25 protein-coding genes are annotated in these 25457 nt (G+C 60.5%); 6 read left to right on the top strand and 19 right to left on the bottom strand.

Features of this window, described 5'->3' with window-relative positions; translation table 11 throughout:
* Positions 1-16: 16 nt before the first annotated feature.
* Together xylB and dalD are read right to left on the bottom strand one after the other, a co-directional pair.
* Positions 17-1486, bottom strand: a complete 1470-nt coding sequence (gene xylB, locus ABVR31_RS06485) for a xylulokinase (RefSeq protein WP_215800806.1) — start codon at positions 1484-1486, stop codon at positions 17-19.
* 12 nt (positions 1487-1498) lie between these two features.
* On the bottom strand, positions 1499-2881 hold the full coding sequence (gene dalD / locus ABVR31_RS06480; protein WP_372772168.1) for a D-arabinitol 4-dehydrogenase: 1383 nt from the start codon (positions 2879-2881) through the stop codon (positions 1499-1501).
* A gap of 196 nt (positions 2882-3077) precedes the next feature.
* On the opposite strand from dalD, the gene ABVR31_RS06475 reads away from it, so the two are divergent.
* Entirely contained in the window at positions 3078-4025 is a 948-nt protein-coding gene (locus ABVR31_RS06475; RefSeq protein WP_132464988.1) for a sugar-binding transcriptional regulator, read from the top strand.
* Positions 4026-4127: 102 nt separating this feature from the next.
* On the opposite strand, the gene hisP is transcribed toward ABVR31_RS06475, so the two are convergent.
* The 15 genes from hisP to ABVR31_RS06400 form a co-directional block, all read right to left on the bottom strand.
* Positions 4128-4901, bottom strand: a complete 774-nt coding sequence (hisP, locus tag ABVR31_RS06470) for a histidine ABC transporter ATP-binding protein HisP (protein ID WP_372772166.1) — start codon at positions 4899-4901, stop codon at positions 4128-4130.
* An 8-nt stretch (positions 4902-4909) separates the two neighbouring features.
* Complete coding sequence (locus ABVR31_RS06465) at positions 4910-5626, bottom strand: ABC transporter permease (RefSeq protein WP_021509186.1); 717 nt, start codon at positions 5624-5626, stop codon at positions 4910-4912.
* Positions 5623-6309 (bottom strand): histidine ABC transporter permease HisQ, encoded by a 687-nt coding sequence (locus tag ABVR31_RS06460; RefSeq protein ID WP_021509185.1) that lies wholly within the window; start codon positions 6307-6309, stop codon positions 5623-5625. Before ABVR31_RS06460 ends, ABVR31_RS06465 begins: the two co-directional genes overlap by 4 nt.
* Positions 6310-6502: 193 nt before the next feature.
* Positions 6503-7285, bottom strand: a complete 783-nt coding sequence (argT, locus tag ABVR31_RS06455; protein ID WP_031280032.1) for a lysine/arginine/ornithine ABC transporter substrate-binding protein ArgT — start codon at positions 7283-7285, stop codon at positions 6503-6505.
* Positions 7286-7559: 274 nt separating this feature from the next.
* Positions 7560-8129, bottom strand: a complete 570-nt coding sequence (locus ABVR31_RS06450; protein ID WP_058769895.1) for a UbiX family flavin prenyltransferase — start codon at positions 8127-8129, stop codon at positions 7560-7562.
* 113 nt (positions 8130-8242) lie between these two features.
* Positions 8243-9760 carry an amidophosphoribosyltransferase gene (gene purF / locus ABVR31_RS06445; protein ID WP_021509182.1) on the bottom strand — a complete coding sequence of 506 codons (1518 nt, stop codon included), beginning with the start codon at positions 9758-9760 and terminating at the stop codon, positions 8243-8245.
* Between the two features lie 33 nt (positions 9761-9793).
* Positions 9794-10279: a colicin V production protein gene (gene cvpA / locus ABVR31_RS06440; RefSeq protein WP_021509181.1), complete on the bottom strand. Its 486-nt coding sequence runs from the start codon at positions 10277-10279 to the stop codon at positions 9794-9796.
* 250 nt (positions 10280-10529) lie between these two features.
* Complete coding sequence (gene dedD / locus ABVR31_RS06435; protein WP_372772162.1) at positions 10530-11279, bottom strand: cell division protein DedD; 750 nt, start codon at positions 11277-11279, stop codon at positions 10530-10532.
* The gene (gene folC, locus ABVR31_RS06430) at positions 11269-12537 is read right to left on the bottom strand and encodes a bifunctional tetrahydrofolate synthase/dihydrofolate synthase (protein ID WP_372772160.1); all 1269 of its coding nucleotides are present in this window, start codon (positions 12535-12537) and stop codon (positions 11269-11271) included. The genes dedD and folC overlap by 11 nt, the downstream gene beginning before the upstream one ends.
* Before the next feature lie 72 nt (positions 12538-12609).
* Positions 12610-13518, bottom strand: coding sequence for an acetyl-CoA carboxylase, carboxyltransferase subunit beta (gene accD, locus ABVR31_RS06425; RefSeq protein WP_372772158.1), 909 nt, complete (start codon positions 13516-13518; stop codon positions 12610-12612).
* 132 nt (positions 13519-13650) lie between these two features.
* Positions 13651-14313, bottom strand: a complete 663-nt coding sequence (locus tag ABVR31_RS06420; RefSeq protein ID WP_010617492.1) for a DedA family protein — start codon at positions 14311-14313, stop codon at positions 13651-13653.
* 27 nt (positions 14314-14340) lie between these two features.
* The gene (gene truA / locus ABVR31_RS06415) at positions 14341-15153 is read right to left on the bottom strand and encodes a tRNA pseudouridine(38-40) synthase TruA (RefSeq protein ID WP_058758421.1); all 813 of its coding nucleotides are present in this window, start codon (positions 15151-15153) and stop codon (positions 14341-14343) included.
* Complete coding sequence (locus ABVR31_RS06410; RefSeq protein WP_104093061.1) at positions 15153-16163, bottom strand: aspartate-semialdehyde dehydrogenase; 1011 nt, start codon at positions 16161-16163, stop codon at positions 15153-15155. The genes truA and ABVR31_RS06410 overlap by 1 nt, the downstream gene beginning before the upstream one ends.
* 77 nt (positions 16164-16240) lie before the next feature.
* Positions 16241-17377: a 4-phosphoerythronate dehydrogenase PdxB gene (pdxB, locus tag ABVR31_RS06405; protein ID WP_372772155.1), complete on the bottom strand. Its 1137-nt coding sequence runs from the start codon at positions 17375-17377 to the stop codon at positions 16241-16243.
* Positions 17378-17434: 57 nt separating this feature from the next.
* Entirely contained in the window at positions 17435-18214 is a 780-nt protein-coding gene (locus ABVR31_RS06400; RefSeq protein WP_021509174.1) for a helix-turn-helix domain-containing protein, read from the bottom strand.
* Between the two features lie 95 nt (positions 18215-18309).
* Here ABVR31_RS06400 and ABVR31_RS06395 point away from each other — a divergent pair, with 95 nt between their 5' ends.
* A complete protein-coding gene (locus ABVR31_RS06395) occupies positions 18310-19215 on the top strand; it encodes a DMT family transporter (protein WP_372772153.1) in 906 nt (301 codons plus the stop codon).
* Here ABVR31_RS06395 and ABVR31_RS06390 read toward each other — a convergent pair.
* Positions 19202-20578 (bottom strand): sensor histidine kinase, encoded by a 1377-nt coding sequence (locus tag ABVR31_RS06390; RefSeq protein WP_372772151.1) that lies wholly within the window; start codon positions 20576-20578, stop codon positions 19202-19204. The two genes, ABVR31_RS06395 and ABVR31_RS06390, sit on opposite strands and share 14 nt — an antisense overlap.
* On the bottom strand, positions 20569-21240 hold the full coding sequence (gene tctD, locus ABVR31_RS06385; RefSeq protein ID WP_372772149.1) for a transcriptional regulator TctD: 672 nt from the start codon (positions 21238-21240) through the stop codon (positions 20569-20571). The genes ABVR31_RS06390 and tctD overlap by 10 nt, the downstream gene beginning before the upstream one ends.
* Before the next feature lie 132 nt (positions 21241-21372).
* Between tctD and ABVR31_RS06380 the strand changes: the two genes are divergently transcribed.
* The 4 genes from ABVR31_RS06380 (at position 21373) to flk (ending at position 25452) form a co-directional block, all read left to right on the top strand.
* Positions 21373-22338 (top strand): tripartite tricarboxylate transporter substrate binding protein, encoded by a 966-nt coding sequence (locus tag ABVR31_RS06380; RefSeq protein WP_241492952.1) that lies wholly within the window; start codon positions 21373-21375, stop codon positions 22336-22338.
* A gap of 11 nt (positions 22339-22349) precedes the next feature.
* Entirely contained in the window at positions 22350-22781 is a 432-nt protein-coding gene (locus ABVR31_RS06375) for a tripartite tricarboxylate transporter TctB family protein (protein WP_021509169.1), read from the top strand.
* Positions 22782-22793: 12 nt separating this feature from the next.
* Positions 22794-24302: a tripartite tricarboxylate transporter permease gene (locus tag ABVR31_RS06370; protein WP_058775828.1), complete on the top strand. Its 1509-nt coding sequence runs from the start codon at positions 22794-22796 to the stop codon at positions 24300-24302.
* A 118-nt stretch (positions 24303-24420) separates the two neighbouring features.
* Positions 24421-25452, top strand: coding sequence for a flagella biosynthesis regulator Flk (flk, locus tag ABVR31_RS06365; RefSeq protein ID WP_288422082.1), 1032 nt, complete (start codon positions 24421-24423; stop codon positions 25450-25452).
* Positions 25453-25457 lie beyond the last annotated feature (5 nt).

Genomic DNA, 25457 nt, shown 5'->3' with positions numbered 1-25457 from the left:
CCGTTCGCTAATCCGATCAGGCAGGCAGCAACGCGCGCGCCTGCTGTTGTTGTACATAGAGTTCACGGAACAGGCGCAGCCGCTGCTGCAGCACGGCCCCGCGCGCCGCATCGGGCTGATAGCGCGCCTGCACTGGCGGCTTCAGGCACACGTCGGCTTCGCTGCCGCCGTCGGCCAGCCACGCCAGTCGCGCCGCACCCAGCGCGCCGGAGGCGCTGGCCGGATGGGTAACTATCGGCAGCTGCAGCACGTCGGCAATCAGCTGCGCCCACAGCGTGCTGCGCGCACCGCCGCCGGTCAGGCTGCACTGCTGAATCTGCCGCTGCGTATCGCCCAGCACTGCCAGGCCATCCGCCAGGCCAAACGCCACGCCCTCAATCACCGCATAGCCGAGCAGCGCGCGCGGCGTTTCGTGGCGCAGATGGAAAAATGCCCCGGTCGCCTGCGGATCGTTATGCGGCGTGCGTTCGCCAGAGAGATACGGCAGAAACAGCGGTGCCTGACGCAGCTGTTCCGCGCTGAGCTGTGCCATCTCGTCCATCAGCTGGCTTTCGGTGACCGACAGCAGATTGCACAGCCAGCGCAGACAACTGGCGGCGCTGAGCATCACGCTCATCTGGTGCCAGCGTCCCGGCAGCGCATGGCAGAAAGCGTGCACGCCGGATTGCGGATCGGCGCGCAGCCGATCGTTAACCACGAAGATCACGCCCGATGTGCCTAGCGAGATAAAGGCATCGCCCGCATTAACCGCACCGACGCCCACCGCCGACGCGGCATTATCACCGCCGCCGCCGGCCACGCTCACCGTGGCGGCTAAGCCCCATTCGCTGGCCAGATCGGCGCGCAGCGTGGCGCTGACCGCGCTGCCCTCAACCAGTTCGGGCATCTGTGCGCGCGTCAGCCCGCTGATCGCCAGCAGTGCGTCAGACCAGTCGCGCTGCGCCACGTCGAGCCACAGCGTACCGGCGGCGTCCGACGGCTCGCTGACAAAGCGCCCGGTCAGACGCCAGCGCAGGTAATCCTTCGGCAGCAGCACCTTGTCGATGCGGCGGAAAATTTCGGGCTCATGTTCCGCCACCCAATGCAGTTTCGGCGCGGTAAAGCCGGGCATAATCAGGTTGGCGGCGATTTCCATCATCTGCGGATGCTGCTGGCGCAGCGCATCACACTGCGCCGCGCTGCGCGTGTCGTTCCACAATATGCACGGCCGCAGCACCTCACCGGCGGCATCCAGCAGCACGGCGCCGTGCATCTGACCGGAAAGACCGATGGCGCGGATCGCGGCCCACGCGTCCGGTGCCTGCTGGCGCAGCCCGGCGATCGCCTGACCACACGCCTGCCACCAGCGCTCGGGGTCCTGCTCCGCCCAGTGCGGATGCGGGCGCTGCACGCTGAGCGTGGCGTGATTCGACGCCACAATTTCGCCCTGCGGGTTAACGATCAGCGCTTTGAGTTCAGAGGTGCCAATATCAATGCCGAGATACATGCTGTGCGCTCCTTACACCGTCGCCGGCTGCAGCAGTTGCTGCTCAATGGCGTCTACGCTGCGCGTCACCAGCGCATGAAAAGCGCGGTCATCGGCCAGTTCGGCAAACAGCGCGCGGTCGCTGAGGAACCGCCGCAGCGCATTCTCGCCGCTCAGCTGCTGGCGCAGCGCGTCAGCATTGAGCACGCCATCCTGATAGGCATACGGCAGCTGGTTACTGGCCCAGCGTTGCAGGAACAGGTAGAACAGCGCCGGCAGCACGGCGGTGGCGGTCGGTTCTGCGCCGCGCTGATAGCATTCGCGCAGCGTTGGCGTCACCATGCCGGGGATTTTCGATAGCCCATCGGCACCGACGCGCTGGTTGGTATCTTTGATGTAGGGATTGCTAAAGCGCGCCAGCACCACGTCGCGGTAATCCGCCAGATCCAGCGGACTGGGCGACAGTGACGGGATCACGTCCTGCGTGATGTAGTCGTACGCCAGCTGATAAATCGCAGGCTGACGCGTGCTGTCATCAATGTAGTCATGGCCGGTGAGCGTGCCTGCCCAGGCAATCGCCGCGTGCGTGGCGTTGAGGATGCGGATTTTCGCCTCTTCCCACGGCAGCACCGACGCCACCAGCTCCACGCCCACCTTTTCCAGCGCCGGGCGTCCGGCGATGAAATCATCCTCAATCACCCACTGGATAAACGATTCCGCCATCACCGCCGCGCCATCGTCTCTACCGGTGGCCGCTTTGACGCGCTCGGCGACATCCGGCGTGGGACGCGGCGTGATGCGATCCACCATGGTGTTTGGCGAAGTGGTGTTATCGCGCACCCAGCTGGCCAGCGCGTGGTCGCCCTGCGCAGCAAGAAACGCCAGCATGCCGTGACGGAAACGTTCGCCGTTGTGACGCAGGTTGTCGCAGTTGAGCAGCGTGACCGGCGCACCGCCGCTGGCCACGCGCTGGCGCAGAATGCGGGTCAGCGCGCCGTAAATAGTGCGCGCCTCACCACGGAGATCGGCCTGAATATCCGCCTGGCTGAGATCGAGTTCATGCGCCGGCGTCAGGTAATAACCGGCTTCGGTCACGGTAAAACCGATCACTTTTGTCTCAGCGCTGGCGCCCTGTGCCACCAGCGCACTGATCTCCGCATCCCACGGCAGAATGGTGCGCAGCGAAGTGATGGTTTCATACGCGCGCTCGCCCTCCGGCGTCACGGTTTCCAGTACGTACTCGCCGTTTTGCGCCTGCAGCTGGTTGAGCAGCGCTACCGCATCGCCGCGGATGTTGCCGAGCGCGATGCTCCAGCTGTCATCGCCCTGCTGGCGCAGCTGGTGCAGATACCACGCCTGATGCGCACGGTGAAAAGAGCCTGCGCCGATATGCATCCACACTGATTTCGTCGTCATAGTCGCCTCGAAATAAACATTTGCCACAATGGAGGGCATTTGCCCGATGAGGCGTAGCATAGTCGCCGCCGGGGCGATCGTTCTGCGAGATCCATCACATTTAATACTTTTGCTCTTTTTTAGGGCTTTTGCTCAGTTAACGCTTCAGGGGCAAGACGCGATAAACTGGCGCATCGGAGTTTGACGGAACAAGGCGATGAGCAGAGACGAGAAGAAGCAGGAGCTGGCAGCGCGGGCAGCGTGGATGTATTACGTGGCGGGCGTCACGCAGCAGGAGATTGCGCGCGCGCTGGGCTTATCGCGGCAGGTGGCACAGCGGCTGGTTTCCAGCGCGCGTGAAATGGGCATGGTCAGCGTGAAGATCGACCATCCGGTCACGCACTGCCTGCATCTGGCGCGCGAGATCGAACAAAAGTTTGGCCTGACGCTGTGCCGCGTGGTGCCGTCAGCCGGGCTGGATGATGAGGCGATTCAGCAAATGCTGGCGGTTGAAGGTGCGGCGGTGATGGCGCAGTTTATCAACGAAGAGACCCCGCAGGTGTTTGGCATCGGTTCCGGCAAAACGCTGCGCTCAATGATTGATGCGCTGCCGTGGGTTGAACGGCCACAGCATCAGTGTGTGTCGATGATCGGCGCGATTGCGCGTGACGATTCCGGTACCCGCTACGACGTACCGCTGAAAATGGCGGAGAAGATGCAGGGCAAATATTTCTTCATTCCGGCGCCGCTGTATGCTGACACGCCGCAGGATAAGACGATGTGGGTGCAGCATCAGGTCTATCAGCGCGTCACCCAGCGTGCGCTGCAGGCGAACGTGGCGTTTGTCGGCATTGGCGAAGTGATGCCGGGCTGCCCGCTCAATGCCGAAGGCTTTATCACCGATGCGCAGGTAGAAGCGCTCAACGCGCGCGGCGTGGTGGGTGAAATGCTGGGGCATTTTTTCAATCAGCAGGGAGAGCGGGTATACGGCGAAACCGATGAGCTGCTGACCAGCGTGCTGCTGGAGAGCCAGACGCAGCGCAATATCATCGGCTTTGCCGGCAGCGCGCGCAAATACGCAGCGATTCACGCCGCGCTGCACGGCGGCTGGATCTCCGGGCTGGTAACGGATGAAGACACCGCGCTGAAACTGCTGCATGATTAATTAAATATTTCTGTGATTCGTCGCGGCGCGATGTATCGCGCGGGTTTGACCGCCACATCGCCGGGAAACGCGCAATACATTGCGCCGCTACGGTTCAGAAACCTATTTCAACGATCCCTTCAAAAACTGCTGCAGGCGCGGGCTTTTCGGGTTGCCGAACAGTTCGTCTGGCGCGCCCTGCTCTTCGATTTTACCCTGATGCAGAAAAATCACGTGGTTGGATACGTGACGGGCGAACTCCATCTCGTGCGTCACTACCACCATGGTTTTGCCCTCTTCGGCCAGCTTCTGCATGATGCGCAGCACTTCGCCTACCAGCTCTGGATCGAGCGCCGAGGTCGGTTCGTCAAACAGCAACACTTCCGGCTCCATCGCCAGCGCGCGGGCAATCGAAACACGCTGCTGCTGGCCGCCTGACAGATGCACCGGGTATTTGGCACGCGCGCGCGCATCAATACCGACTTTATCGAGGTATTTAATTGCCCGCTCGCGCGCTTCGGCTTTGCTCATCCCCAGCACCTGAATCGGTGCTTCAGTAACGTTATCCAGCACCGTCATGTGGCTCCACAAATTGAAGTGCTGGAACACCATAGTCAGCCGGGTACGCAGCGAACGCAGCTGCTCCTTGTTGGCCACTTTCAGCTGGCCATCGGTGTCGCGCACCAGGTTTATCGCCTCGTTGTTAACCGCGATGGTGCCTTCACTCGGCTTTTCGAGGAAGTTGATGCAGCGTAAAAAGGTACTTTTCCCGGAACCGGACGAGCCAATAATGCTGATCACATCGCCGGCGTTGGCCTGCAGCGACACGCCCTTCAGAACTTCATGTTCACCGTAACGCTTATGCAGTTCGGTAACGCTTAATTTATTTTCAGCCATAGTCATACTCAGTGCGACGAAGAGGGTTTCACATGCGCGAGGAAGCGGCGCTCCGCAAGGCGGAACAGGCTAATCAGCACGTAAGAGATAATCAGGTACAGCACCGCAGCGATGCCGAACGCGGTGAACGGCTGATAGGTCGCCGAGTTGATATCGCGCGCGATTTTTAGCAAATCCGGCACGGTGGCGGTGAACGCCAGCGCGGTGGAGTGCAGCATCAGAATCACTTCATTGCTGTAGGCGGGCAGCGCGGTGCGCAGCGCCGACGGCAGAATGATGCAGCGGTAAAGTTTAAACGGCGAGAAACCATAGGCGCGCGCGGCTTCGATTTCACCGTGTGGCACGGCGCGAATGGCACCGGCAAAAATCTCGGTGGTATAAGCACAGGTGTTCAGTGTAAATGCCAGCAGCGTACAGTTCAGGCCGCTGCGGAAGAAGGCGTTCAGCAGCTCGGAGCCTTTCACCACCTCCAGCGTGTACATGCCGGAATAGAACACCAGCAGCTGCACATACAGCGGCGTGCCGCGAAACACATAGGTAAACAGCCACACCGGCGTGGAGATATAGCGATTTGGCGACACGCGCGCGATGGCCAGCAGCACCGCAAGGCTGCCGCCGATCACTACGGACAGAATCAGCAGCCACAGCGTGATGGCCACGCCGGTAAAACGGTAACCGTCGGTCCAGAGCAGTTGTTTCCAGTACTCCTGAATAATCTCGATCATAACTCTGCCCTTTTCACCCCTACCGAGTAGCGGCGTTCAAGCCACCACAGCACGCCGTTGGACAGCGTGGTAAACACCAGATAAATCACCCCGGCGACAATCGCGAAGTAGAACGGTTGCCAGGTACTTTTGCCGGCCAGCTGCGTGGCTTTCACCACGTCTTCAAGGCCGAGCAGCGACACCAGCGCGGTGGCTTTGAGGATCACCTGCCAGTTGTTGCCGATGCCGGGCAGCGCAAAGCGCATCATCGCCGGGAACAGAATGCGGCGGAAGGTTTGCGATCCGGTAAAGCCGAAGGCGGTGGCGGCTTCAATCTGCCCTTTCGGCACCGCGAGAAACGCGCCACGGAAGGTTTCAGTGAAGTAAGCACCGTAGATGAAGCCGAGCGTAATAATACCGGCCACCATCGGGTCGATATCAAACTGTGCCATGCCGAGCGCATCGGTTACGGCGTTGAGGGCAATCTGCAGACCGTAAAAGATCAGCAGCATCAGCACCAGGTCGGGTACGCCACGGATTAGCGTGGTGTAGCCTTCAAAAATCATCGCCAGCGGGCGATTGCGGGAGAGTTTGGCGCCGGCCCCTATCAGGCCCAGCACCACGGCCAGTACCACCGAGCTGAGCGCCAGCTCAAGGGTCACCAGCGTGCCTTTGAGAATTACTTCAGAATAGCCATACAACATGGGTTCGATCCTGTCGTGAGGGAAATAAACAAACGCTGTCCAACAACACACGGACAGTCCTGACCAGGATGTGAATCACGGAAGGATGGTGGCAAGCGTATGAACTCCGGGAGTTTACATAAGTAAGCGCCCGGAGTGAATAGTTATGACCCACGTTAGCGTGACTCAATACACCCGTTCAGGAACAGGAGTCTTAATCGCCGTAAACGTTGAAATCAAAGTACTTCTTCGCAATCTTGTCGTAGGTACCGTCTTTGCGCATGTCGTTAAAAGCTTTGTCGATGGCAGCTTTCAAATCAGCGTCATCTTTACGCAGGCCCATACCGGTGCCGACGCCAAAGATTTTGTCATCTTTCACCGCCGGACCGGCGAACGCGTAGTTTTTCCCGACCGGCTGCTTAAGGAAGCCTTCGCTCGCCTGCACCTCATCCTGGAACGCCGCATCAATACGACCAGCGTTCAGGTCCTGATACACCAGATCCTGGTTGGCATACGGCGTGACGGTCACCCCTTTTGGACGCCAGTATTCATTGGCGTAGGTTTCCTGCGTGGTGCCCTGCAGCAGGCCGATGTTCTTGCCCTTCAGCGACTCAATGGTCGGCTGCAGTTTAGACCCCTTCGGCGCCACTAAACGCGCGTTCGCTGCATACAGTTTTTCCGAGAAGGCGATCTCTTCCTGACGTTTCTCGGTGATTGAGAGTGAAGAGATGATGGCGTCGATCTTCTTCGCTTTCAGCGACGGGATCAGCGCATCGAAATCACTTTCCACATAAGTACATTTGGTCTTGATACGCTTACAGATCTCGTTGGCCAGGTCGATATCAAAGCCAACCAGCTGGCCCTGCGCGTTCTTGGACTCAAACGGCGGGTAAGTTGGATCGGTCCCGATGCGCAGCGACTGCGGTACCGCTGCGAACACGCTCGCAGCGCCGGACATAGCCAGCATCAGAGAAAGAGCCAGAACTCGCTTTTTCATAGGTAACCCTCAAGTGAAGTGCTTATTGTTATGTGGTGCGTGATGTGTTTGCGCTGAATGTTTTGCAGGTTTCATGCCAGTTGTGCAAATCGGCGAAACTGTGCGCAGGCGCACTAAATACCGCGTCCATCTGGGACGCAAGCACTTAGTTTGTGAGGGAAATATAACAGCGGTGTGAGGAAGAAAAAGTGAGATTGTTAACTTTTGGTGCACAAGATGCACGAACAGTGATCGGCCCCGCGCTTTTGCACGCATTCAGTGCATTATTGCACCATCATGCACCCTGCCAGCGGGTAAACAGATCTTCCGGCAGCTCGATATCAAACTGATCCAGCACGCGGTTGACCGTCTGATCAATCAAATCGTCGATGCGCTGCGGGCGGTGATAAAACGCCGGCACCGGCGGCATAATCAGTGCGCCGAGTTCGGCAGCGGTGGTCATCATGCGCAGATGACCGAGATGCAGCGGGGTTTCCCGCACGCACAGCACCAGCCGGCGCTGCTCTTTCAGCACCACGTCGGCGGCACGCGTCAGCAGACTGTCGCTGTAGCTGTGCACAATGCCGGACAGGGTTTTCATGGAACACGGCAGAATTGCCATACCCAGCGTTTTGAACGAGCCGGACGAGATGCTGGCGGCGATATCGCGCACATCGTGCACCACATCGGCCAGCGCCTGCACGTCACGCAGGCTGTAATCGGTCTCCAGCGCCAGCGTCTGCCGCGCCGCCGGGCTCATCACCAGATGGGTTTCCACTTCGGCTAACGGTTGCAGCACCTGCAGCATACGCACGCCGTAGATCGCGCCGCTGGCGCCGGAAATACCAATGATGAGTCGTTTCATAATTCAGCCTTGCTGCAAAAGAGTGCGCCAATAATAGCCGCTCCGCCGCCATAAATACAAAAACAAACAGGGCGGGATTGCGCCCGCCCTGTTTCGTCTGCCTGAGACTGACCTTAACCTTCGTTATGCAGTTCCAGGTTCTCCACTTCATTCTGACGCGCAATCGCTTTGGCATCGTCGTTACGCAGCGACTGCAGATATTCCAGATACTGCAGGTCAACGTCTTTGGTGACGTAGATGCCGTTAAACACTGAGCATTCGAACTGGGCAATATCCGGGTTCTCTTCACGCACCGCGTCGATCAGATCCTGCAGATCCTGGAAAATCAGCGCATCGGCTTTAATCAGCTGACGAATCTCTTCCACTTCACGGCCGTGCGCAATCAGCTCGGTAGCGCTCGGCATATCGATGCCGTAGACGTTAGGGAAGCGGATTTCCGGTGCCGCCGACGCCAGATAGACGCGCTTCGCGCCCGCTTCACGCGCCATCTCGATAATCTGCTCAGAGGTGGTGCCGCGCACAATCGAGTCATCCACCAGCAGCACGTTTTTATCGCGGAACTCAGCGCGGTTGGCGTTGAGCTTACGGCGTACCGCACTGCGGCGCAGCTGCTGGCCCGGCATGATAAAGGTACGGCCCACGTAGCGGTTTTTCACAAAACCCTGGCGGTACGGCTTATCAAGAATACGGGCGATCTCGAGCGCGGTATCGGTCGAGGTTTCCGGAATCGGGATCACCACGTCAATATCAAGATCTTCCCACTCGCGGGCAATTTTCTCGCCCAGCTTGGTGCCCATGCGCACGCGTGCGCTGTAGACGGAGATCTTGTCGAGGAACGAGTCCGGACGCGCAAAGTAAACGTACTCGAACAGGCACGGATTGCTTTTCGGGTTCTCTGCGCACTGGCGCGTCGAGAGCTGACCCTGCTCGGTGATGTACACCGCTTCGCCTGGCGCAACGTCACGAATAAATTCGAAGCCGAGCGTATCCAGCGCCACGCTCTCTGAGGCCACCATGTATTCGGTGCGGCCATCGGCCAGCTCACGCTTGCCCAGTACCAGCGGACGGATACCGTTAGGATCGCGGAACGCAACCATGCCGTGACCGATAATCATCGCCACCACGGCATAAGCACCGCGCACCTGCTGATGCACCGCCGCCACGGCAGCAAAAATGTTGTCAGCTTCCAGCGGATAGTGCTGAAAACGATCCAGCTCCTGAGCAAAGATGTTGAGCAGGATTTCGGAATCTGAGGTGGTATTCACATGACGGCGACCAACTTCAAACAGCTGCTTGCGCAGTTCATGGGCGTTGGTCAGGTTACCGTTGTGAGCCAGCGTGATGCCGTACGGCGAGTTCACGTAGAAGGGCTGCGCTTCAGAGGCGCTGGAGCTGCCGGCAGTCGGATAACGCACGTGGCCGATACCCATATTTCCCTGCAAACGCTGCATGTGGCGCGCTTCAAACACGTCGCTGACCAGGCCATTGGCCTTACGCAGACGGAAGCAGTTCAGCGCATCGATGGTACAAATGCCGGCGGCATCCTGCCCGCGGTGCTGCAGCACCGTTAACGCGTCATAGATCGACTGGTTTACTGGCATAAAACCGGTGATACCAACAATACCGCACATGTTGTCATTTCCTCATTAGCCGCACTCCCGGTGTTACCGGGGTAAAAAACTCGACGTGCTTTTCAGGTAATCGAAAAACCACCTGATGATGTAACTGAACTGGGGAATGAGTTGAGACTGTTGCCAGTCCGGACTTTTTGAAAAGCCGGTGAATGTATCAAGGAAGAAGAGAATGGCGGATACAATCAGCACGCCACGCAACGCCCCGAAACAGACCCCCAACACCCTGTCGGTTCCCGACAAGCCGGTTTTCTCAACCAGCGAGCCGATCACATAGTTCACGATGGCACCCACAATCAGGGTGGCAACGAATAACACCGCGATGGCGATGCCGTTGCGAACCAGTTCGTCGTCAAAACCTGTAAACCAGACTGCAAGGTAGGCGTAGTAATGACTGGCGACAAAAAACGCGCATCCCCAGGTAACAAGAGATAAGGCTTCCCGGACAAACCCGCGAATCAGGCTGACCAGAGCCGAAAAACCAACTACCGCAATAATGACGTAATCAATCCAGATCATGAACGCTTCCAGTACAGTGCATTTGCACCCCTGCATCCAGTTCGGGGCGCATTCTAACAGAAAAAGAAAACGTTTGCGTAGGGTTTTCCGGTTCTGTCCCGAGAAAAAGGGCGATGAAAAAAACTTTCCTCGCCCTGGTTGATGTCAGCCATTTAACCTGCTGACATTCCATAAATTTTCAGTAACGCTTCGCTAAAAAACACGCCAAAAGCCGCGCCTGTTTCTGCTATCGGCGCGGCTTATCAGTTGATCAGCGTGTGCTGTACGGCTTCACAACACCGCCGAGGCCGGAGATGCCTTTCAGCTCACCGAGTGCGCCCTGCAGTTTCGCTTTGGACGCATCCGGCCCGACGTAAATGCGGGTGATCTGCCCCTGCACCGGCGTCGACGGCACGGTAAAGGCACGATAGCCGGAGAGCCGCAGCTGCGCCACGATCTCATTCACTTTGGCGGCGTTCTTCAGCGCGCCGAGCTGTACCACATACGCCTGTCCTGCTGGCGCGGCCGGCTCGCTCTGCTTCGGCGTTTCCGCCGCTTTAGACTGCTCTGAAGTTTTTGGCTGTTCTGTCGCTTTCGGTTGTTCTGCCGGCTTCGGTTTCGGCTGCTCCACCGGTTTAGGCTTCGGCTGCTCGACCGGCTTCGGCTTCACCTGCTCTGCCGGCTTCTGCTGCTGGTGCACCGGCGGCGGCGTCACGACGCTGGGCTGGCTGTTTTGCGCTGGCTGCGTGCTGCCGCTGGCGGCACTGCTCTGCGTTGCGCTGCTGGCGGGCGCCTGCTGCGCCGCGCTCGCACCTTCTGGCGGCTGCGACGGCAGCGGCTGCGTCACCGGCGGCACCATTTCGCTGTCCTGCTGATCGTCAGGCTTTGGCACCAGCGGAATCGCCGCGAACTCCTCTTTATAATGCTTTTTCTTACCATCCAGCAGACCCGGCAACACGATGACGCCAATCGCCACCAGAATCACCGTGCCCACTAAACGATTCTGAAACTTACTTGCCACTGCCGTTCTCCGCTGCCATCGATTGCATCACCTGCGCTACGGTGTGGAACGAGCCGCACACCAGAATCACATCGTCGGGCTGAGCCTGCTGCCGCGCCGCCTGCCACGCGGCTTCAACGCTCTGCCAGGCGCTGCCGCCCTGCAGATGCGCCATCAGCTGATCAGCGGACGCGCCGCGCGGGCCGTCGAGCGGCGCGCAGAACCAGCGGTTGACCTGCGGCGCCAGCGCAGCCAGCGTCCCGGCGATATCCTTGTCGTGCAACATGCCAACCACCGCATGCACTGTGCCGTGTGCCGGCAGCTCAGCGAGACGTGAAGCCAGATAATAAGCCGCATGCGGATTGTGTGCCACATCAAGGATCACGCGCGGCGCGGTGCTGACCGTCTGGAAACGTCCCGGCAGAATCGCCAGCGGCAGATGCTGACGAATCAGCGCCTCGCTCACCGTCAGGCCGGAAGCGCGCAGCGCCGCAATGGCGGTGGCCGCGTTAGGGAGCGGCACCCGGGGCAGCGGCAGATCGCGCAGTTCACCCTGGGCATCCTGCAGCGTCCAAGTGTCGCCCTCGCGCTGCCACTGCCAGTCGCGGTTAATTTGTAACAGCTGCGCACCCTTCTCCGCGGCCACCTGGGCAATGGTGTCGGGCATATCGGCCTCGCCGACCACCGCCGGTTTACCGCCGCGGAATACGCCGGCCTTCTCGCGGCCGATGCTGGCGCGATCCGGCCCCAGCCAGTCGGTGTGGTCCAGCGCAATGCTGGTGATCACCGCCACGTCGGCGTCGACAATGTTTGTCGCATCCAGCCGGCCACCCAGCCCCACTTCCAGAATCACGACATCCAGCTGCGCTTCACGGAACAGATTGAGCGCGGACAGCGTGCCAAACTCAAAGTAGGTGAGCGAAATATCGCCGCGTCCGGCCTCGATGGCGGCAAAGCTGGCGCTGTGCCGGGCTTCATCCAGCTCAGCGCCCTGCACGCGCACGCGTTCGGTGTAACGCACCAGATGCGGCGAGCTGTAGACGCCAACGCGATAGCCTGCAGCCATCAGCAGGGTTTCCAGCGTACGGCAGGTGGTGCCTTTGCCGTTGGTGCCGGCGACGGTGAAGACAAACGGAGCGGGTTTTAGCAGGTCGAGGCGTGCGGCGACGCGCTGAATACGGTCCAGGCCCAGATCGATAGCCTGAGAATGCAGATGCTCAAGATAATGAAGCCACGTGGCCAGAGGCGACGTGGCTTGCGGGAGGTGAAGAGTGTCCATGTGCCCTGTTAGCTCTTTACGATGTGGTGCATGAATAAAAAGGCGCATCACTCTGCGCCTTTCGGTTGCCTGTCAGGCTTCGTTGCTCTCCGGCTCAGCCGCAGTCGGGCGATCACCATCCTGCAGCGGTGCCGGCAGGTTCATCATTTTCGCCAGCAGGCTGGCCAGCTTAAAGCGCATTTCCGGACGACGAATGATCATGTCGATCGCGCCTTTTTCGATCAGGAACTCACTGCGCTGGAAGCCCGGCGGCAGCTTTTCACGTACCGTCTGTTCAATTACGCGTGGGCCGGCAAAGCCGATCAGCGCTTTTGGCTCTGCGACGTTTAAATCGCCCAGCATCGCGAAGCTGGCGGAGACGCCACCCATGGTCGGGTCAGTCAGTACCGAAATATACGGCAGACCGCTCTCCTGCATTTTTGCCAGCGCCGCACTGGTTTTCGCCATCTGCATCAGCGACTGCAGCGCTTCCTGCATACGCGCACCGCCAGAGGCGGAGAAGCAGATCAGCGGGCAGTTGTCTTCCAGCGCCTGCTCAACCGCACGCACGAAACGGGCGCCGACCACCGAGCCCATTGAGCCGCCCATAAAGGAGAACTCAAACGCGGCAGCCACCACCGGCATACCGTGCAGCTGGCCTTTCATTACCACCAGCGCATCTTTCTCGCCGGTCTCTTTCTGTGCCGCAACCAGACGATCTTTGTACTTCTTCGAGTCGCGGAACTTGAGCAGGTCTTTCGGTTCCAGCTCGCTACCCAGCTCTGTCATCGAACCTTCATCCATCAGGCTATGCAGACGCTCGCGCGCGTGCATACGCATGTGGTGGTCGCACTTCGGGCAGACTTCAAGGTTGCGCTCCAGCTCGGCGCGGTACAGCACCTGACCACAGCTATCGCATTTGGTCCACACCCCTTCCGGGATGCTGGCTTTGCGCGAAGGCGTGGTAGTGCTTTTATTCAGTATGCGTTCAATCCAGCTCATTGATGACCTTTCTGTTTAATGCTGACCTGGTCCAGTCTTGTCGTTACTGCTGAAATCACCTTCAGCAGGCCGTAAATGTCGCTCATTAAACCACAACCCGTTCACGCTGTGGATAAAAATCTGGTAACAGGCTTACTGCGACTTGTGCTGACGCGCCTGCCGGCGGTGACGCCACACTTCAATCACGCCTGGCAGTACCGAGACAATGATGATGCCGACAATCAGCAACTTAAGGTTTTCCTGCACCACCGGCAGGTCACCAAACAGGTAACCGGCATAGGAGAATAGCAGGACCCACAGCAGCGCGCCTGTCACGTTAAAGAGCGCGAAGTGGCGATAAGACATGTGTCCCATTCCCGCCACAAAGGGGGCAAAGGTTCGCACGATTGGCACAAAGCGCGCAAGTATAATGGTTTTGCCGCCGTGGCGATCGTAAAACGCGTGGGTTTTGTCGAGGTAGCTGCGGCGGAAAATTTTCGAGTTCGGGTTACTGAACAGCTTCTCGCCAAACAGCCGGCCAATGGTGTAGTTAACCGCGTCGCCGAGGATCGCGGCAATCACCAGCAGCGTCACCATCAGGTGCACGTTGAGGTCGTTGCCCGGCAGCGCCGCCAGCGCACCGGCGACGAACAGTAGCGAATCACCCGGCAGGAACGGCGTAACCACCAGCCCGGTTTCACAGAACAGAATCAGGAACAAAATGGCGTAAATCCAGATGCCGTACTGCGCCACCAGCTCGGCCAGATGCACGTCAATGTGCAGAATGAAATCGACGATAAAGTGGATAAACTCCATAACAGCTAACTCCCTGACACTTTCCGATTAAAATGAATCCGCGAGGAACAACGGTCCCAGCGCAGGCTGAGGTAACGCAAACTGAGCAGGGTAATCCACCGCCACCAGATACAGCCCTTCGGCTTTCGCCGTTGCCGCCGCCAGCGTGCGATCTTTTGCCGCCAGCAGCGTGGCCATCCACGTTTCCGGCTGATTGCCGCAGCCAATCTCCAGCAGACTGCCGACGATATTGCGCACCATGTGATGCACGAAGGCGTTGGCTTTGATATCGACAATCACGTACGGCCCCAGGCGCGTGACGTTGAGATGCATCACGTTGCGCCACGGCGTGCGCGACTGGCACTGCACCGCACGGAACGAAGTAAAATCGTTCTCGCCCAGTAAAGCCTGGGCGGCGCGGTGCATCTTTTCCGCATCCAGCGGATGGTAAAAATGGGTAATGCCGTTGCCGAGAATAGCCGGACGCAGCCGCTGGTTGTAGATCACGTAGCGATAACGGCGCGCGGTGGCACTGAAGCGCGCGTGAAAGCTTTCCGGCACCGCTTTCACCCAGCGCACCGCAATATCGTCCGGCAGGTTGGCGTTCACGCCCAGCGTCCAGGCGCTGTCGGCACGCGAGGAGGTGGTCTCAAAATGCACCACCTGGCCGGTGCCGTGCACGCCCGCGTCGGTGCGTCCGGCGCAGAACACGTTTACCGGGTGATTGGCCACTTTCGCCAGCGCTTTTTCCAGCTTTTCCTGCACGCTGCGTACTTCATTCTGGCGCTGCCAGCCGTAGTAACGGCTGCCGTCATACTCAATGCCGAGCGCCAGCTTAAACGGGGTCGCGTCTTCCAGCATTAATACAGATACTCCTGCACCAGCTTCTCTGCGGTTTTCACCGCCATCAGCGCGCCACCGAAGCGGATGTTGTCGGCCACCGACCAGAACTGCAGCAGCTCCGGGATGCCGTAGTCATTGCGCACGCTGCCGATGCTCAGGGCTTCACTGCCGGAGGCGTCGCTGACCGGCGTCGGGTAATCACCGTCATCGCTCAGGCTGATATCGTCGGCGCGCGCCAGTTCGTCACGCGCTTCCTCCGCCGACAGCGGCCGCAGGTTTTCGATATAGACGATCTGCGCGTTGCCGTAGAACACCGGCGCCTGCACGCTGCTCACCGCAATCGGTAATCCTTCGTCCTGCAGCACTTTACGCACCTGATCGACCAGTCGGCGCTCGCTCGCCACGCTGCCGGCACTGTCCGCCTGCTGCGGCAGCAGGTTGAACGCCAGCTGGCGGCCAAAATAGTGCTCATCGGCCGGTACGCCGTTCAGCAGCCGCGCGCTCTCACCGGCCAGTCCATCAACTGCTGCTTTACCGTGGCTGGAGACCGACACCAGATTGGTCACCTGCAGACGGCCTAAACCGGCGGTATCCACCAGCGGTTTGATGGCGCTTAACAGCTGGCTCACCAGCGCATCGGCCACGGTAATGATGTTGCGATTGCGGTAATCCGCCAGCACCTGTGGATTGACATCCGGCACCACCAGCGGCACGTCCGGCTCCAGCGCGAACAGGTCGCTGCTGTCGATTACCAGGCAACCCTGGCTGGCGGCTTCTTCGGCATAACGCGCCGACGCCTCACGGCCGGCGGTAAAGAACGCCAGCTGCGCCTGCGCCCAGTCAAATTCTGCGGCGTCCTGCACGCGCAGCGAGCGGCCATCAAAGCGTACGCTTTCACCGGCGCTGTTTTCACTCGCCAGCAGATACAACTCACCAACCGGGAACTGGCGTTCCGCCAGCAGTTCCAGTACAGCGTTCCCTACTGCGCCTGTCGCGCCCAGTAGCGCAATATTCCAGCCGTCAGACATGTTGGTTTACTCCAGACAATGACATAAAAAAGAGAGGCGATGACATGCATCGCCCATTAATTCAGAAAAATCAGAGATTAGTGATTCGCCTGCAGCGTGGCGCTGAAGCCAAGCTGATTGAGCAGCGCCGCGCTCTCCGCGTCATCACAGATCACCTGCAGCGAAGACCACTCGCGGCGCTCGACATACTGCTTGCGCAGGCGATCAAATTCGCCCGGCTGCGCGGCCACTTTGCGCAGCGGCGCATCGTCGCGGCGCACATCATACACCAGATGCACCAGGCGTTTCAGCGTCGGCTGATCGAGTTTGCCGTGCAGCGTAAGGGTGTCAAATTCGGGGCGCGGCAGCAGCGTGTCCAGCGCCACCTGCTGCGGCTGACCAATAAATTCGCTCCACGCCTCAAACACCTGAGTGGTACCGCGCGCTTTCCCTTCAAGGGTATAACCGGCGATATGCGCAGTGGCGATATCGACCTTGTCCAGCAGATCGAGGTTGAGATCCGGCTCCGGTTCCCACACGTCCAGCACCACGCTGAGATCGTTACGCAACCGGAGCACCTCCAGCAGCGCGGCGTTATCCACCACCGGCCCCCGGCAGGCATTGATCAGGATGGTGTTGGGGCGCAGCGCCATCAGCAGTGCAGCATCGGCCAGATGCCAGCTTTTGTAGCGGCCGTCCTTAAACAGCGGCGTGTGAAAGGTCAGGATATCGGCCTGGGCCACCAGCGCGTCGAGCGAGTGGAAATCTTCGTCATCGCCGCGATCGGCGCGCGGCGGATCGCACAGCAGGGTTTTTACTCCCCACGCGGCGAGGCGTTTGGCCAGCCGTCCGCCCACGTTACCGACGCCGACGATGCCCACGGTGCGATCGCGCAGATCAAAGCCGTCGCGTTCGGCCAGCAGCAGCAGCGCGGAGAACACGTACTCCACCACCGCAATCGCGTTACAGCCCGGCGCGGCCGAGAAGCCGATACCGGCCGCCGCCAGCGAGGCATCATCGACATGATCGGTGCCGGCAGTGGCGGTGCCGACAAACTTCACCGGCGTGCCGGCCAGCAGCGCGGCATCCACTTTGGTGACGGAGCGCACCATCAGCGCGCTGGCATCCTGCAGTTCGGCTGCCGGCAGCGGGCGGCCCGGCACCTCCACCACCTCTCCGGTGCGGCTGAACAGTTCACGGGCGTAGGGCATATTTTCATCGACGAGAATTTTCACGGCGGCGGTCCTGTCTGCTTGAAATAAACGGGGCATATCATGGCACAAAGCCGGGGATTAACCTAACCGACTGCGATAGCGATCCGGCGTGGTGCCGGCCTGCTGCTGAAACATCACGATCAGCGCGGAGGCGGAACTGTAACCCAGCTCGTGGGCGATGCCCTGCACGCTGCAGCCCTGCTCCAGCAGCGCAATTGCGCGCAAAAAGCGTAAACGCTGGCGCCACTCGCTGAATGACATCTGCAACTGCTGCTGACAGCGCCGCGCCAGCGTACGCTCGGTGGTAAACACGCGCTTCGCCCATTGTGCCAGCGTGGTGTTATCACCCGGGTTCTCTTCCAGCGCGCGCAGAATCGGTGCGAGGAATTTATCGTCGGACATCGGCAGATAGCTGGTATTCACCGGTGCAAGACGCAGCCGATCAATCAGCACTTCGCACAGCCGCCAGTCGGCGTCGCTTTGCGGCTGCTCCAGCGCGCGGCGGGCAAAATCATTCATGATGGCGTGCACGATGGCGTCCACGCTCAGCAGGCAGGCTTTCTCCGGCATGCCGGCGCATAAATCCGCGGCAAGGTTGAAGGTGCGAAACTGCGCCTGACAGTGGTTGTAGCTGCTGTGGCGCTGCCCCGGCGGGATCCAGATCGGCATCTCGGCCGGCGTCAGCAGCCGCTCGCCCTCTACTTCCATCTCCAGCACGTGGCTGGTGACGAATATCGCCTGGCCCCAGTCGTGCTGGTGCGGCAGGTATTCGGTTTTGGCGTTGGTTTGCTCATAGCGCATGAAAAAACGCAGCAGCGGCGCGTCGCGCGGTGGCTGATACTCAACCTGAAGATTCATTCTGTCCGGTCACTAACGAATTTTGTCCGATTTTAACTATCTGCTTTAAACCGGTCAAACGTAAGCTAGTCGCGATTTACATTTGGAGCCGTACTATGAACTTATTGTTACCGCTGGTGGCGGTGCTGATCTGGTCGATCAACACCATCGTCAGCAAGCTGTCTGCCGGCAGCATCGATCCTGCTGCCATCTCTTTTTACCGCTGGTTGCTGGCGCTGCTGGTACTCACGCCGTTCTGCCTGCCGGGCGTATGGCGCCATCGTCATACCATCAAAACCCAGCTGTGGCGATTACTGGTGCTGGGCCTGCTCGGCATGGTGCTGTATCAGAGTCTCGCCTATTATGCGGCACACAGCGTTTCGGCGGTGATGATGGGGATTCTCGGCGCCACCATTCCGCTGCTGACCATCCTGCTCAGCCTGGTGGTACTGCGCCTTGCGCCGACGCGCGGCATTCTGATTGGCGGCCTGCTGTCGTTTGCCGGGCTGGTGTGGCTGGTGAGCGCCGGCAACCCGGCGCAGCTGCTCAGCCAGCGCCTCGGTAACGGCGAGCTGATGATGCTGGCGGCCTCAACCTCCTACGCGCTGTACGGCGTACTGACGAAGCGCTGGGCAATCCCGCTGCCAACGTGGCAAAGCCTGTACGTGCAAATCTTCTTCGGCGTGCTGTTGCTGCTGCCCGGCTTCTGGCACGCGCCGGAGGTGGCGCTGAATGCCGACAATATTCCGCTGGTGCTGTTCGCCGGGCTGTTTGCCTCGATTGTGGCGCCGTTCCTGTGGATCCTTGGCGTGCAGCGCCTCGGCGCCAGCACCACCAGTATTTTCATGAACGTGGTGCCGGTGTTTACCGCCCTCATTGCCGTGCTGTTCCTGCACGAACAGTTGCATGCTTACCACTGGATTGGCGGCGGTCTGACGCTGGTCGGGGTGATCCTGGCGCAGCGGCTGAAAACCCCGCTGCGTAAAGCGCGCGCGGTGACTCCGCCGATCAGCGAAAGCTGACCGTCACCCGCAGGCCGCCCAGCTGCGGGCTGCGGTCCAGCTGCAGCTGGGCGCCGTGCCAGGCGCAGATATCCTGCACCAGCGCCAGTCCAATGCCCGCGCCGGGCTGGCTGGCGTGATCGAGCCGGCCAAACGGCTGCAGCGCCTGCCGCTGCTGATCCGCCGCGATGCCCGGCCCGCTGTCTTCAATCTCCAGCACCTTTTGCCGCAGCCGTGCGGTCACCGTGCCGCCGTGTGGCGTGTATTTGATAGCGTTGTCCAGCAGATTGGCGCACAGCTCGGCCAGCAACAGCGCATCGCCCTGCACCTGGCTCGCCGCCTGCTCTTCAAACCCCAGGTCGATCTGTTTACGCCGCGCCGCCGCATAACCGCTAAAACAGGCCTGCTGCACGATGTCGCTCAGGTTGACCTCACTGAAAGACTTGTCTTCGCCGTGGCGTGCCTTGATTTGCGCCAGCTGCAGCAGGCGATCGGTGAGCTGTACCGTGTCGTCCAGCGTGTGGCGCATGCCCTGCAGGCTTTCGCGCCACTGCTGCGGGTCGTCGCTGCTGAGCGCGACGCCCACCTGGGTTTTCAGAATGGTGAGCGGCGTGCGCAGCTGGTGCGACACATCGGCGCTAAAGCGCTCCTGCCTTGCCAGCAGTCCGCGCAGCCGCTCCAGATGGCGGTTGAAGGCGACGATCAGCGGCTGCAGTTCTGACCACGGCAGCAGCGACGGCAGCGGCGTCAGTTCGCCCGGCGCGCGGCGCAGCATCATGCGTGACAGCCGGCGCAGCGGGCGCAGCACTTTACGCAGCAGCAGCCCGGCCAGCAGCAGCGTGATCAGCACCAGAAAACTCTGGCTGATCAGCGCGGTGCGCAGCAGACTGTCGGCAAAGGCGTGGCGTGAGTTAAGCGTTTCCGCCACCAGTACCAGCGCCATGCCCTGCACGCCTTCCTCGTTCACCGGCTGCCACAGCGCGGCCACGCGAATCGGCTGCTTGCGGTAGTGCGCATCGTAGAAATGCACCAGCGCCGGATAGACATCGGACAGCGGCGCGTTGCCCGGCACCAGCGGTAAATCGGGATAGCCGGACAGCGTGTGCCCTTCAGGCGAAATCACCTGGTAGAACAGCTGATCGTTCATGTTGCGCTCAAAGCTGTCCAGCACCACCCACGGCACATCCACCTCCAGCCGCTGATGACGCACCACCAGCCGCTCGGCCACGGTGCGCGCCGAGGCCAGCAGCGAGCGATCGTAGGCCTGATTTGCCGCCTGCAGCGCGCTCTGATAGTGGGTGTAGACCGACAATCCCCACAGCAGCAGCAGCGGCGCCCCCAGCCATGCCAGCAATTCGCCGCGCAGCGAGTGAATCAGTCGCACGGCTGAACCTCGAGGCTATAACCGAGGCCGCGCAGCGTGACGATCGCCACGTCGCTGCCCGCCAGCTTTTTGCGTACCCGATGCACATACAGCTCAATGCTCTCCGGGCTGGCCTCATCCGCCAGCGCGAAGGTCTGCTCGTACAGATGCTGGCGCGAAACCGGCCGTCCCGGACGCTGCATCAGCGTCGACAGCACGCTGGCCTCGCGCGGCGTCAGCGGCAGCGGTTTGTGATTCAGCAGGAAATAGCCTTCCGCATCGCGCTCCAGCTGGCCAAGGCTTTGCGTCTGCGTGGCCTGGCCCTGGCTGCGGCGCAGCAGCGCGCGCAGCCGCGCGTCCAGCTCGTCCAGCTCAAACGGTTTGGTGAGGTAATCATCGGCGCCGGCATTCAGTCCCTGCACGCGCTGCTGCAGCGCGCTCTGTGCGGTCAGCAGCAGCACCGGGACGTGTTGCCCACGCCGGCGCAGGCGCGCCAGCACCGTCAGGCCATCGAGCCGCGGCAGCGACACGTCCAGCACCACCAGCGCATAGTCTTCGCTTTGCAGCACATGGTCCGCCGCCACCCCGTCGGCCACCCAGTCCACGGCGAAGCCTTTTTGCGTCAGCGCTTTCTGCAGCCAGTTGGCCAGCTCCACGGTATCTTCCACCAGTAAGAGACGCATATCACATCCTGTTAGTTTTGCCGATGGCTGAAAGGTAAATGAAAGGTTGCTGTTTTAACAATTCAGCAACCCCGAATGTTCGGTGGCAATCACACTCTGGAAGAAACAATGGAGCGACAGATGAAAAAAACAATGCGCACCGCCTTTGCCACAACCCTGCTGGCTTTTTCCCTCGCGGCGGCTCAGGCCGCAGCACCCGAGCGGACCGAATGTATCGCCCCGGCCAAACCCGGCGGCGGTTTTGATCTGACCTGTAAACTGATCCAGGTTTCCTTGCAGGAAACCGGGCAGATCACCACGCCAATGCGCGTAACCTACATGCCCGGTGGCGTCGGTGCCGTGGCCTATAACGCCATCATTGCGCAGCGACCCGCCGAAGCAGGCACGCTGGTGGCCTTCTCCGGCGGGTCGCTGCTGAACCTGTCGCAGGGCAAGTTTGGCCGTTATTCGGTGGATGATGTGAAGTGGCTGGCGGCCGTCGGCACCGACTACGGCATGGTGGCGGTACGCGCCGATGCACCGTGGAAAACGCTGGGTGAGTTGCTGGCGGCGATGAAGAACGATCCGACCAAAGTGGTGGTTGGTGCCGGCGCCTCCATCGGCAGCCAGGACTGGATGAAAACGGCGCTGCTGGCGCGGGAAGCCGGTATCGATCCGCGCAAAATGCGCTATGTGGCGTTCGAAGGCGGCGGCGAACCGGTCACCGCGCTGCTTGGCAATCACATCCAGGTGGTGTCAGGCGACATGAGCGAAATGGTGCCCCATCTGCAAAGCGGCAAGATGCGCGTGCTGGCCGTGATGAGCGATAAACGTTTGCCGGGCGAACTGGCTGACATCCCGACCGCCAAAGAGCAGGGCTTTAACGTCGAGTGGCCGATCATTCGCGGCTATTACCTCGGCCCTAAAGTCAGCGACGCCGATTATCAGTGGTGGGAACAGGCGTTTAAAAAACTGGTCACCACCAAAGAGTTTCAGCAGCAGCGCGATCTGCGCGGTCTGTTTGAGTTCAACCTGTTCGGGAGCGAGCTGGACGCTTACGTGAAAAAACAGGTGGCTGACTATCGCGAACAGGCGAAATCCTTCGGCCTGGCGAAATAACGGAGGCGCACATGAGCGATCGTATTTTTGCTGCCGTCTGGCTGGTGCTGTGCCTGGCCGGACTGTTTATCGGCTGGCAGATTCAGAGCGAGTACAGCTACGAACCGGTTGGCCCGCGCCCTTTCCCGCTGCTGCTGCTCGGGCTGATGGCGATCTGCGCAGTGATGATGTTGCTGCGCAAGCCGGACAGCGTGCAGTGGCCGGTGGCCTCAACGCTGAAAAAGCTGCTGGCGCTGTGTGTGATGCTGATTGTCTACGGCTGGCTGTTTGAGCGTCTTGGTTTTGCCCTGTGTACCACGCTGCTGACCTTTGGCATCGGCATGCTGTTTGGTGCGCGCTGGTGGGCGGCGGCGCTCTCCGGCGCGGTAATGGGCATTTCACTGTTCTACGCCTTCGATCATCTGCTGGATGTCACCCTGCCCTTCGGCAGCTGGCTGAGCTAAAGGGAGTCACTTATGGATACCTGGTCTTTTCTGATGCAGGGCTTCGCCGTCGCCATGACGCCGGAAAACCTGATGATTGCCCTGATAGGCTGCTTTATCGGCACCATCGTCGGCCTGCTGCCGGGGCTTGGGCCGATTAACGGCGTCGCAATTCTGATGCCACTGGCGTTTGCGCTGCACTTACCGGCGGAATCCGCGCTGATCCTGCTGGCGACGGTGTATATCGGCTGCGAATATGGCGGGCGCATCTCGTCGATTCTGCTCAACGTGCCGGGGGATGCCGGAGCGATCATGACGGCGCTGGATGGCTATCCGATGGCGCAGCAGGGTAAAGCCGGCGTGGCGCTGTCGATCTCGGCGGTCAGCTCGTTTATCGGCTCGACAATTGCCATCATCGGCATCATTCTGTTTGCGCCAATCCTCGCCAACTGGTCGCTGGCGTTTGGTCCGGCAGAGTATTTCGCGCTGATGGTGTTCGCCATTGCCTGCCTCGGCAGCATGATGAGCCACAACCCGCTGAAGTCGTTCCTCGCTGCGCTGATTGGCCTCGGCATGGCGACGGTGGGCGTCGATGCCAATACCGGCGTCTATCGCTTTACCTTTGACAGCGTGCATCTCTCAGACGGCATCCAGTTTGTGGTGGTGGTCATCGGCCTGTTCTCGGTGAGCGAAATTTTGCTGATGCTGGAGTCCACCAGCAGCGGCCAGAAGATGGTGCGCGCCAGCGGCCGCATGCTGTTCAACATGAAAGAGGCCGCACAGGCCACCGGCGCAACGCTGCGCGCCTCGTTCATTGGCTTCTTTGTCGGCGTGCTGCCAGGTGCCGGTGCCACCATCGCCAGCGCCATTGCCTATATGAGTGAGAAGAAAATCAGCGGCAGCGATCAGTTTGGCAAGGGTGACATTCGCGGCGTGGCAGCGCCGGAAGCGGCGAACAACGCCTCAGCCTGCGGATCGTTTATCCCGATGCTAACGCTGGGCATTCCCGGCTCCGGCACCACGGCGGTGATGGTCGGCGCGCTGACGCTGTATAACATCACGCCCGGTCCGGCGATGTTTACCGAGCAGCCGGACATCGTCTGGGGGCTGATCGCCGCGCTGCTGATCGGTAACGTGATGCTGCTGATCATGAACATCCCGATGATCAACATCTTTGCGCGCATGCTGACCATTCCGCTGTGGTTCCTGGTACCGGCAATTGCCGCGATTTCGGCGGTGGGCGTGTATGCGGTGCACAGCACTACGTTTGACCTGCTGCTGATGGTCGGGCTGGGTATTTTCGGCTATATACTGCGTAAGATGGATTTCCCGATGTCGCCGCTGATTCTCGGCTTTGTGCTGGGCGAAATGCTGGAGCAGAACCTGCGCCGCGCGCTGTCAATCAGCAACGGCAACCTGCCAATTCTGTGGGAAAGCCTGATCTGTAAAGTGCTGCTGGTGCTGGCTGTCGCCGTGCTGGTGGTGCCGCCGCTGTGGAAGCGCTGGCGTCGCAAGCGCATGAAGCTGGCCGCCGCCGAATAAATCCGTGTCTTATTGTTTTTCTCCCTGCCGCCCCCGTGGATTTCCCGGGGGCTTTTGCTATCATGTGCCATCGTTTTTCCGGCGCACCCGGATCTGACTCGTTTTCAAGGATTCCGCCATGCAACCTCTCAGCGGTCCCGGTGTGCCCGCGGGCGATCGTTCCTCTGTTAACCCGGCTAACGGCACCGGCCGCCCCGGCGCGGCACTGGGCGACCAGCCGCTCTCCCCGGCCCAGCGCACCACGCTGGAACGCCTGATTGTCCGGATCATGTCACTCAGCACGCTGAAAGCGCCCGAACTGTGGGCTGGCATACGCCACGAAGTGGGCGTGAAAAATGATGCCGAACTGCAGTCGCGCCATTTTCCGGCGGCGGAGCAGCATCTCAACAGCCGTCTGACGCAGGTGCAGAACAGCCACGCCACGCGCCAGCTGTTGCAGCAGCTGCTGGAAAAGCTGCCTCAGGGTAACAATCGCCAGGCGGTAAGCGACTTTATCCGCCAGCAATTTAACCAGACGGTGTTAAGCGCGCTGAGCCAGGATCAGCTGCGTCAGGTGCTGACCATGTTACAGAACGGCCAGATGGCCATCCCCCAGCCGCAGCAGACGCGCACCACCGATCGCACCCTGTTACCGGCCGAACAGCAGGCGCTCAACCAGCAGGTCACACGCCTTGCCGCCGCGACCGGGGAATCGCCGGTAAAAGTGCTGGCCGACACGCTGAAACTGGTCAATCTGAAGAGCGGCGACCCGGTTCCGTCACGCCACTTCCCGCTGCTGACGCAGTTTTTGCAGGTGCGCCAGACGCTGAGCCAGCACAGCGCGCCGACGCTGCAGCTGCTGGAAAGCTCGCTCAAACAGCCGCTGAGCCACGACGAGCAGCGCATGCTGGAGGATTACAGCCTGCAGCGCTTCCAGGCCACGCCGCAGACGTTGCTGACGCCGGCGCAGAGCCAGGATCTGCTGATGCTGCTGTTCAGCCGCCGCGCCGAGCGCAACAGCGAAACGCCGCTGGCCGACAGCGAGCTGCGTCCGCAGCCAATCTGGGCACCGTTTGTTGACATTCTGCCGCGTCCACTGGCGCAGCGCCCGGCGCTGACGCTGGTGCTCGGCCTGGCGCTGTTCTTCTTTTTGCTCTGGCTGCTGCTGTAGTTAAG

Origin of the sequence: Pantoea sp. WEP, from assembly GCF_041678305.1 — a bacterium.
Taxonomy (GTDB): domain Bacteria; phylum Pseudomonadota; class Gammaproteobacteria; order Enterobacterales; family Enterobacteriaceae; genus Pantoea; species Pantoea dispersa.
Note: the sequence above shows the minus strand (reverse complement) of the source record. Positions and strands in the feature narration are given on the sequence as shown.

Coding starts and splice junctions, on each gene's coding strand:
- xylB (WP_215800806.1), bottom strand. CDS start 1,486: ATGTATCTCGGCATTGATATTGGCACCTCTGAACTCAAAGCGCTGATC.
- dalD (WP_372772168.1), bottom strand. CDS start 2,881: ATGACGACGAAATCAGTGTGGATGCATATCGGCGCAGGCTCTTTTCAC.
- ABVR31_RS06475 (WP_132464988.1), top strand. CDS start 3,078: ATGAGCAGAGACGAGAAGAAGCAGGAGCTGGCAGCGCGGGCAGCGTGG.
- hisP (WP_372772166.1), bottom strand. CDS start 4,901: ATGGCTGAAAATAAATTAAGCGTTACCGAACTGCATAAGCGTTACGGT.
- ABVR31_RS06465 (WP_021509186.1), bottom strand. CDS start 5,626: ATGATCGAGATTATTCAGGAGTACTGGAAACAACTGCTCTGGACCGAC.
- ABVR31_RS06460 (WP_021509185.1), bottom strand. CDS start 6,309: ATGTTGTATGGCTATTCTGAAGTAATTCTCAAAGGCACGCTGGTGACC.
- argT (WP_031280032.1), bottom strand. CDS start 7,285: ATGAAAAAGCGAGTTCTGGCTCTTTCTCTGATGCTGGCTATGTCCGGC.
- ABVR31_RS06450 (WP_058769895.1), bottom strand. CDS start 8,129: ATGAAACGACTCATCATTGGTATTTCCGGCGCCAGCGGCGCGATCTAC.
- purF (WP_021509182.1), bottom strand. CDS start 9,760: ATGTGCGGTATTGTTGGTATCACCGGTTTTATGCCAGTAAACCAGTCG.
- cvpA (WP_021509181.1), bottom strand. CDS start 10,279: ATGATCTGGATTGATTACGTCATTATTGCGGTAGTTGGTTTTTCGGCT.
- folC (WP_372772160.1), bottom strand. CDS start 12,537: ATGGACACTCTTCACCTCCCGCAAGCCACGTCGCCTCTGGCCACGTGG.
- accD (WP_372772158.1), bottom strand. CDS start 13,518: ATGAGCTGGATTGAACGCATACTGAATAAAAGCACTACCACGCCTTCG.
- ABVR31_RS06420 (WP_010617492.1), bottom strand. CDS start 14,313: ATGGAGTTTATCCACTTTATCGTCGATTTCATTCTGCACATTGACGTG.
- truA (WP_058758421.1), bottom strand. CDS start 15,153: ATGCTGGAAGACGCGACCCCGTTTAAGCTGGCGCTCGGCATTGAGTAT.
- ABVR31_RS06410 (WP_104093061.1), bottom strand. CDS start 16,163: ATGTCTGACGGCTGGAATATTGCGCTACTGGGCGCGACAGGCGCAGTA.
- ABVR31_RS06400 (WP_021509174.1), bottom strand. CDS start 18,214: ATGAATCTTCAGGTTGAGTATCAGCCACCGCGCGACGCGCCGCTGCTG.
- ABVR31_RS06395 (WP_372772153.1), top strand. CDS start 18,310: ATGAACTTATTGTTACCGCTGGTGGCGGTGCTGATCTGGTCGATCAAC.
- tctD (WP_372772149.1), bottom strand. CDS start 21,240: ATGCGTCTCTTACTGGTGGAAGATACCGTGGAGCTGGCCAACTGGCTG.
- ABVR31_RS06380 (WP_241492952.1), top strand. CDS start 21,373: ATGCGCACCGCCTTTGCCACAACCCTGCTGGCTTTTTCCCTCGCGGCG.
- ABVR31_RS06375 (WP_021509169.1), top strand. CDS start 22,350: ATGAGCGATCGTATTTTTGCTGCCGTCTGGCTGGTGCTGTGCCTGGCC.
- ABVR31_RS06370 (WP_058775828.1), top strand. CDS start 22,794: ATGGATACCTGGTCTTTTCTGATGCAGGGCTTCGCCGTCGCCATGACG.
- flk (WP_288422082.1), top strand. CDS start 24,421: ATGCAACCTCTCAGCGGTCCCGGTGTGCCCGCGGGCGATCGTTCCTCT.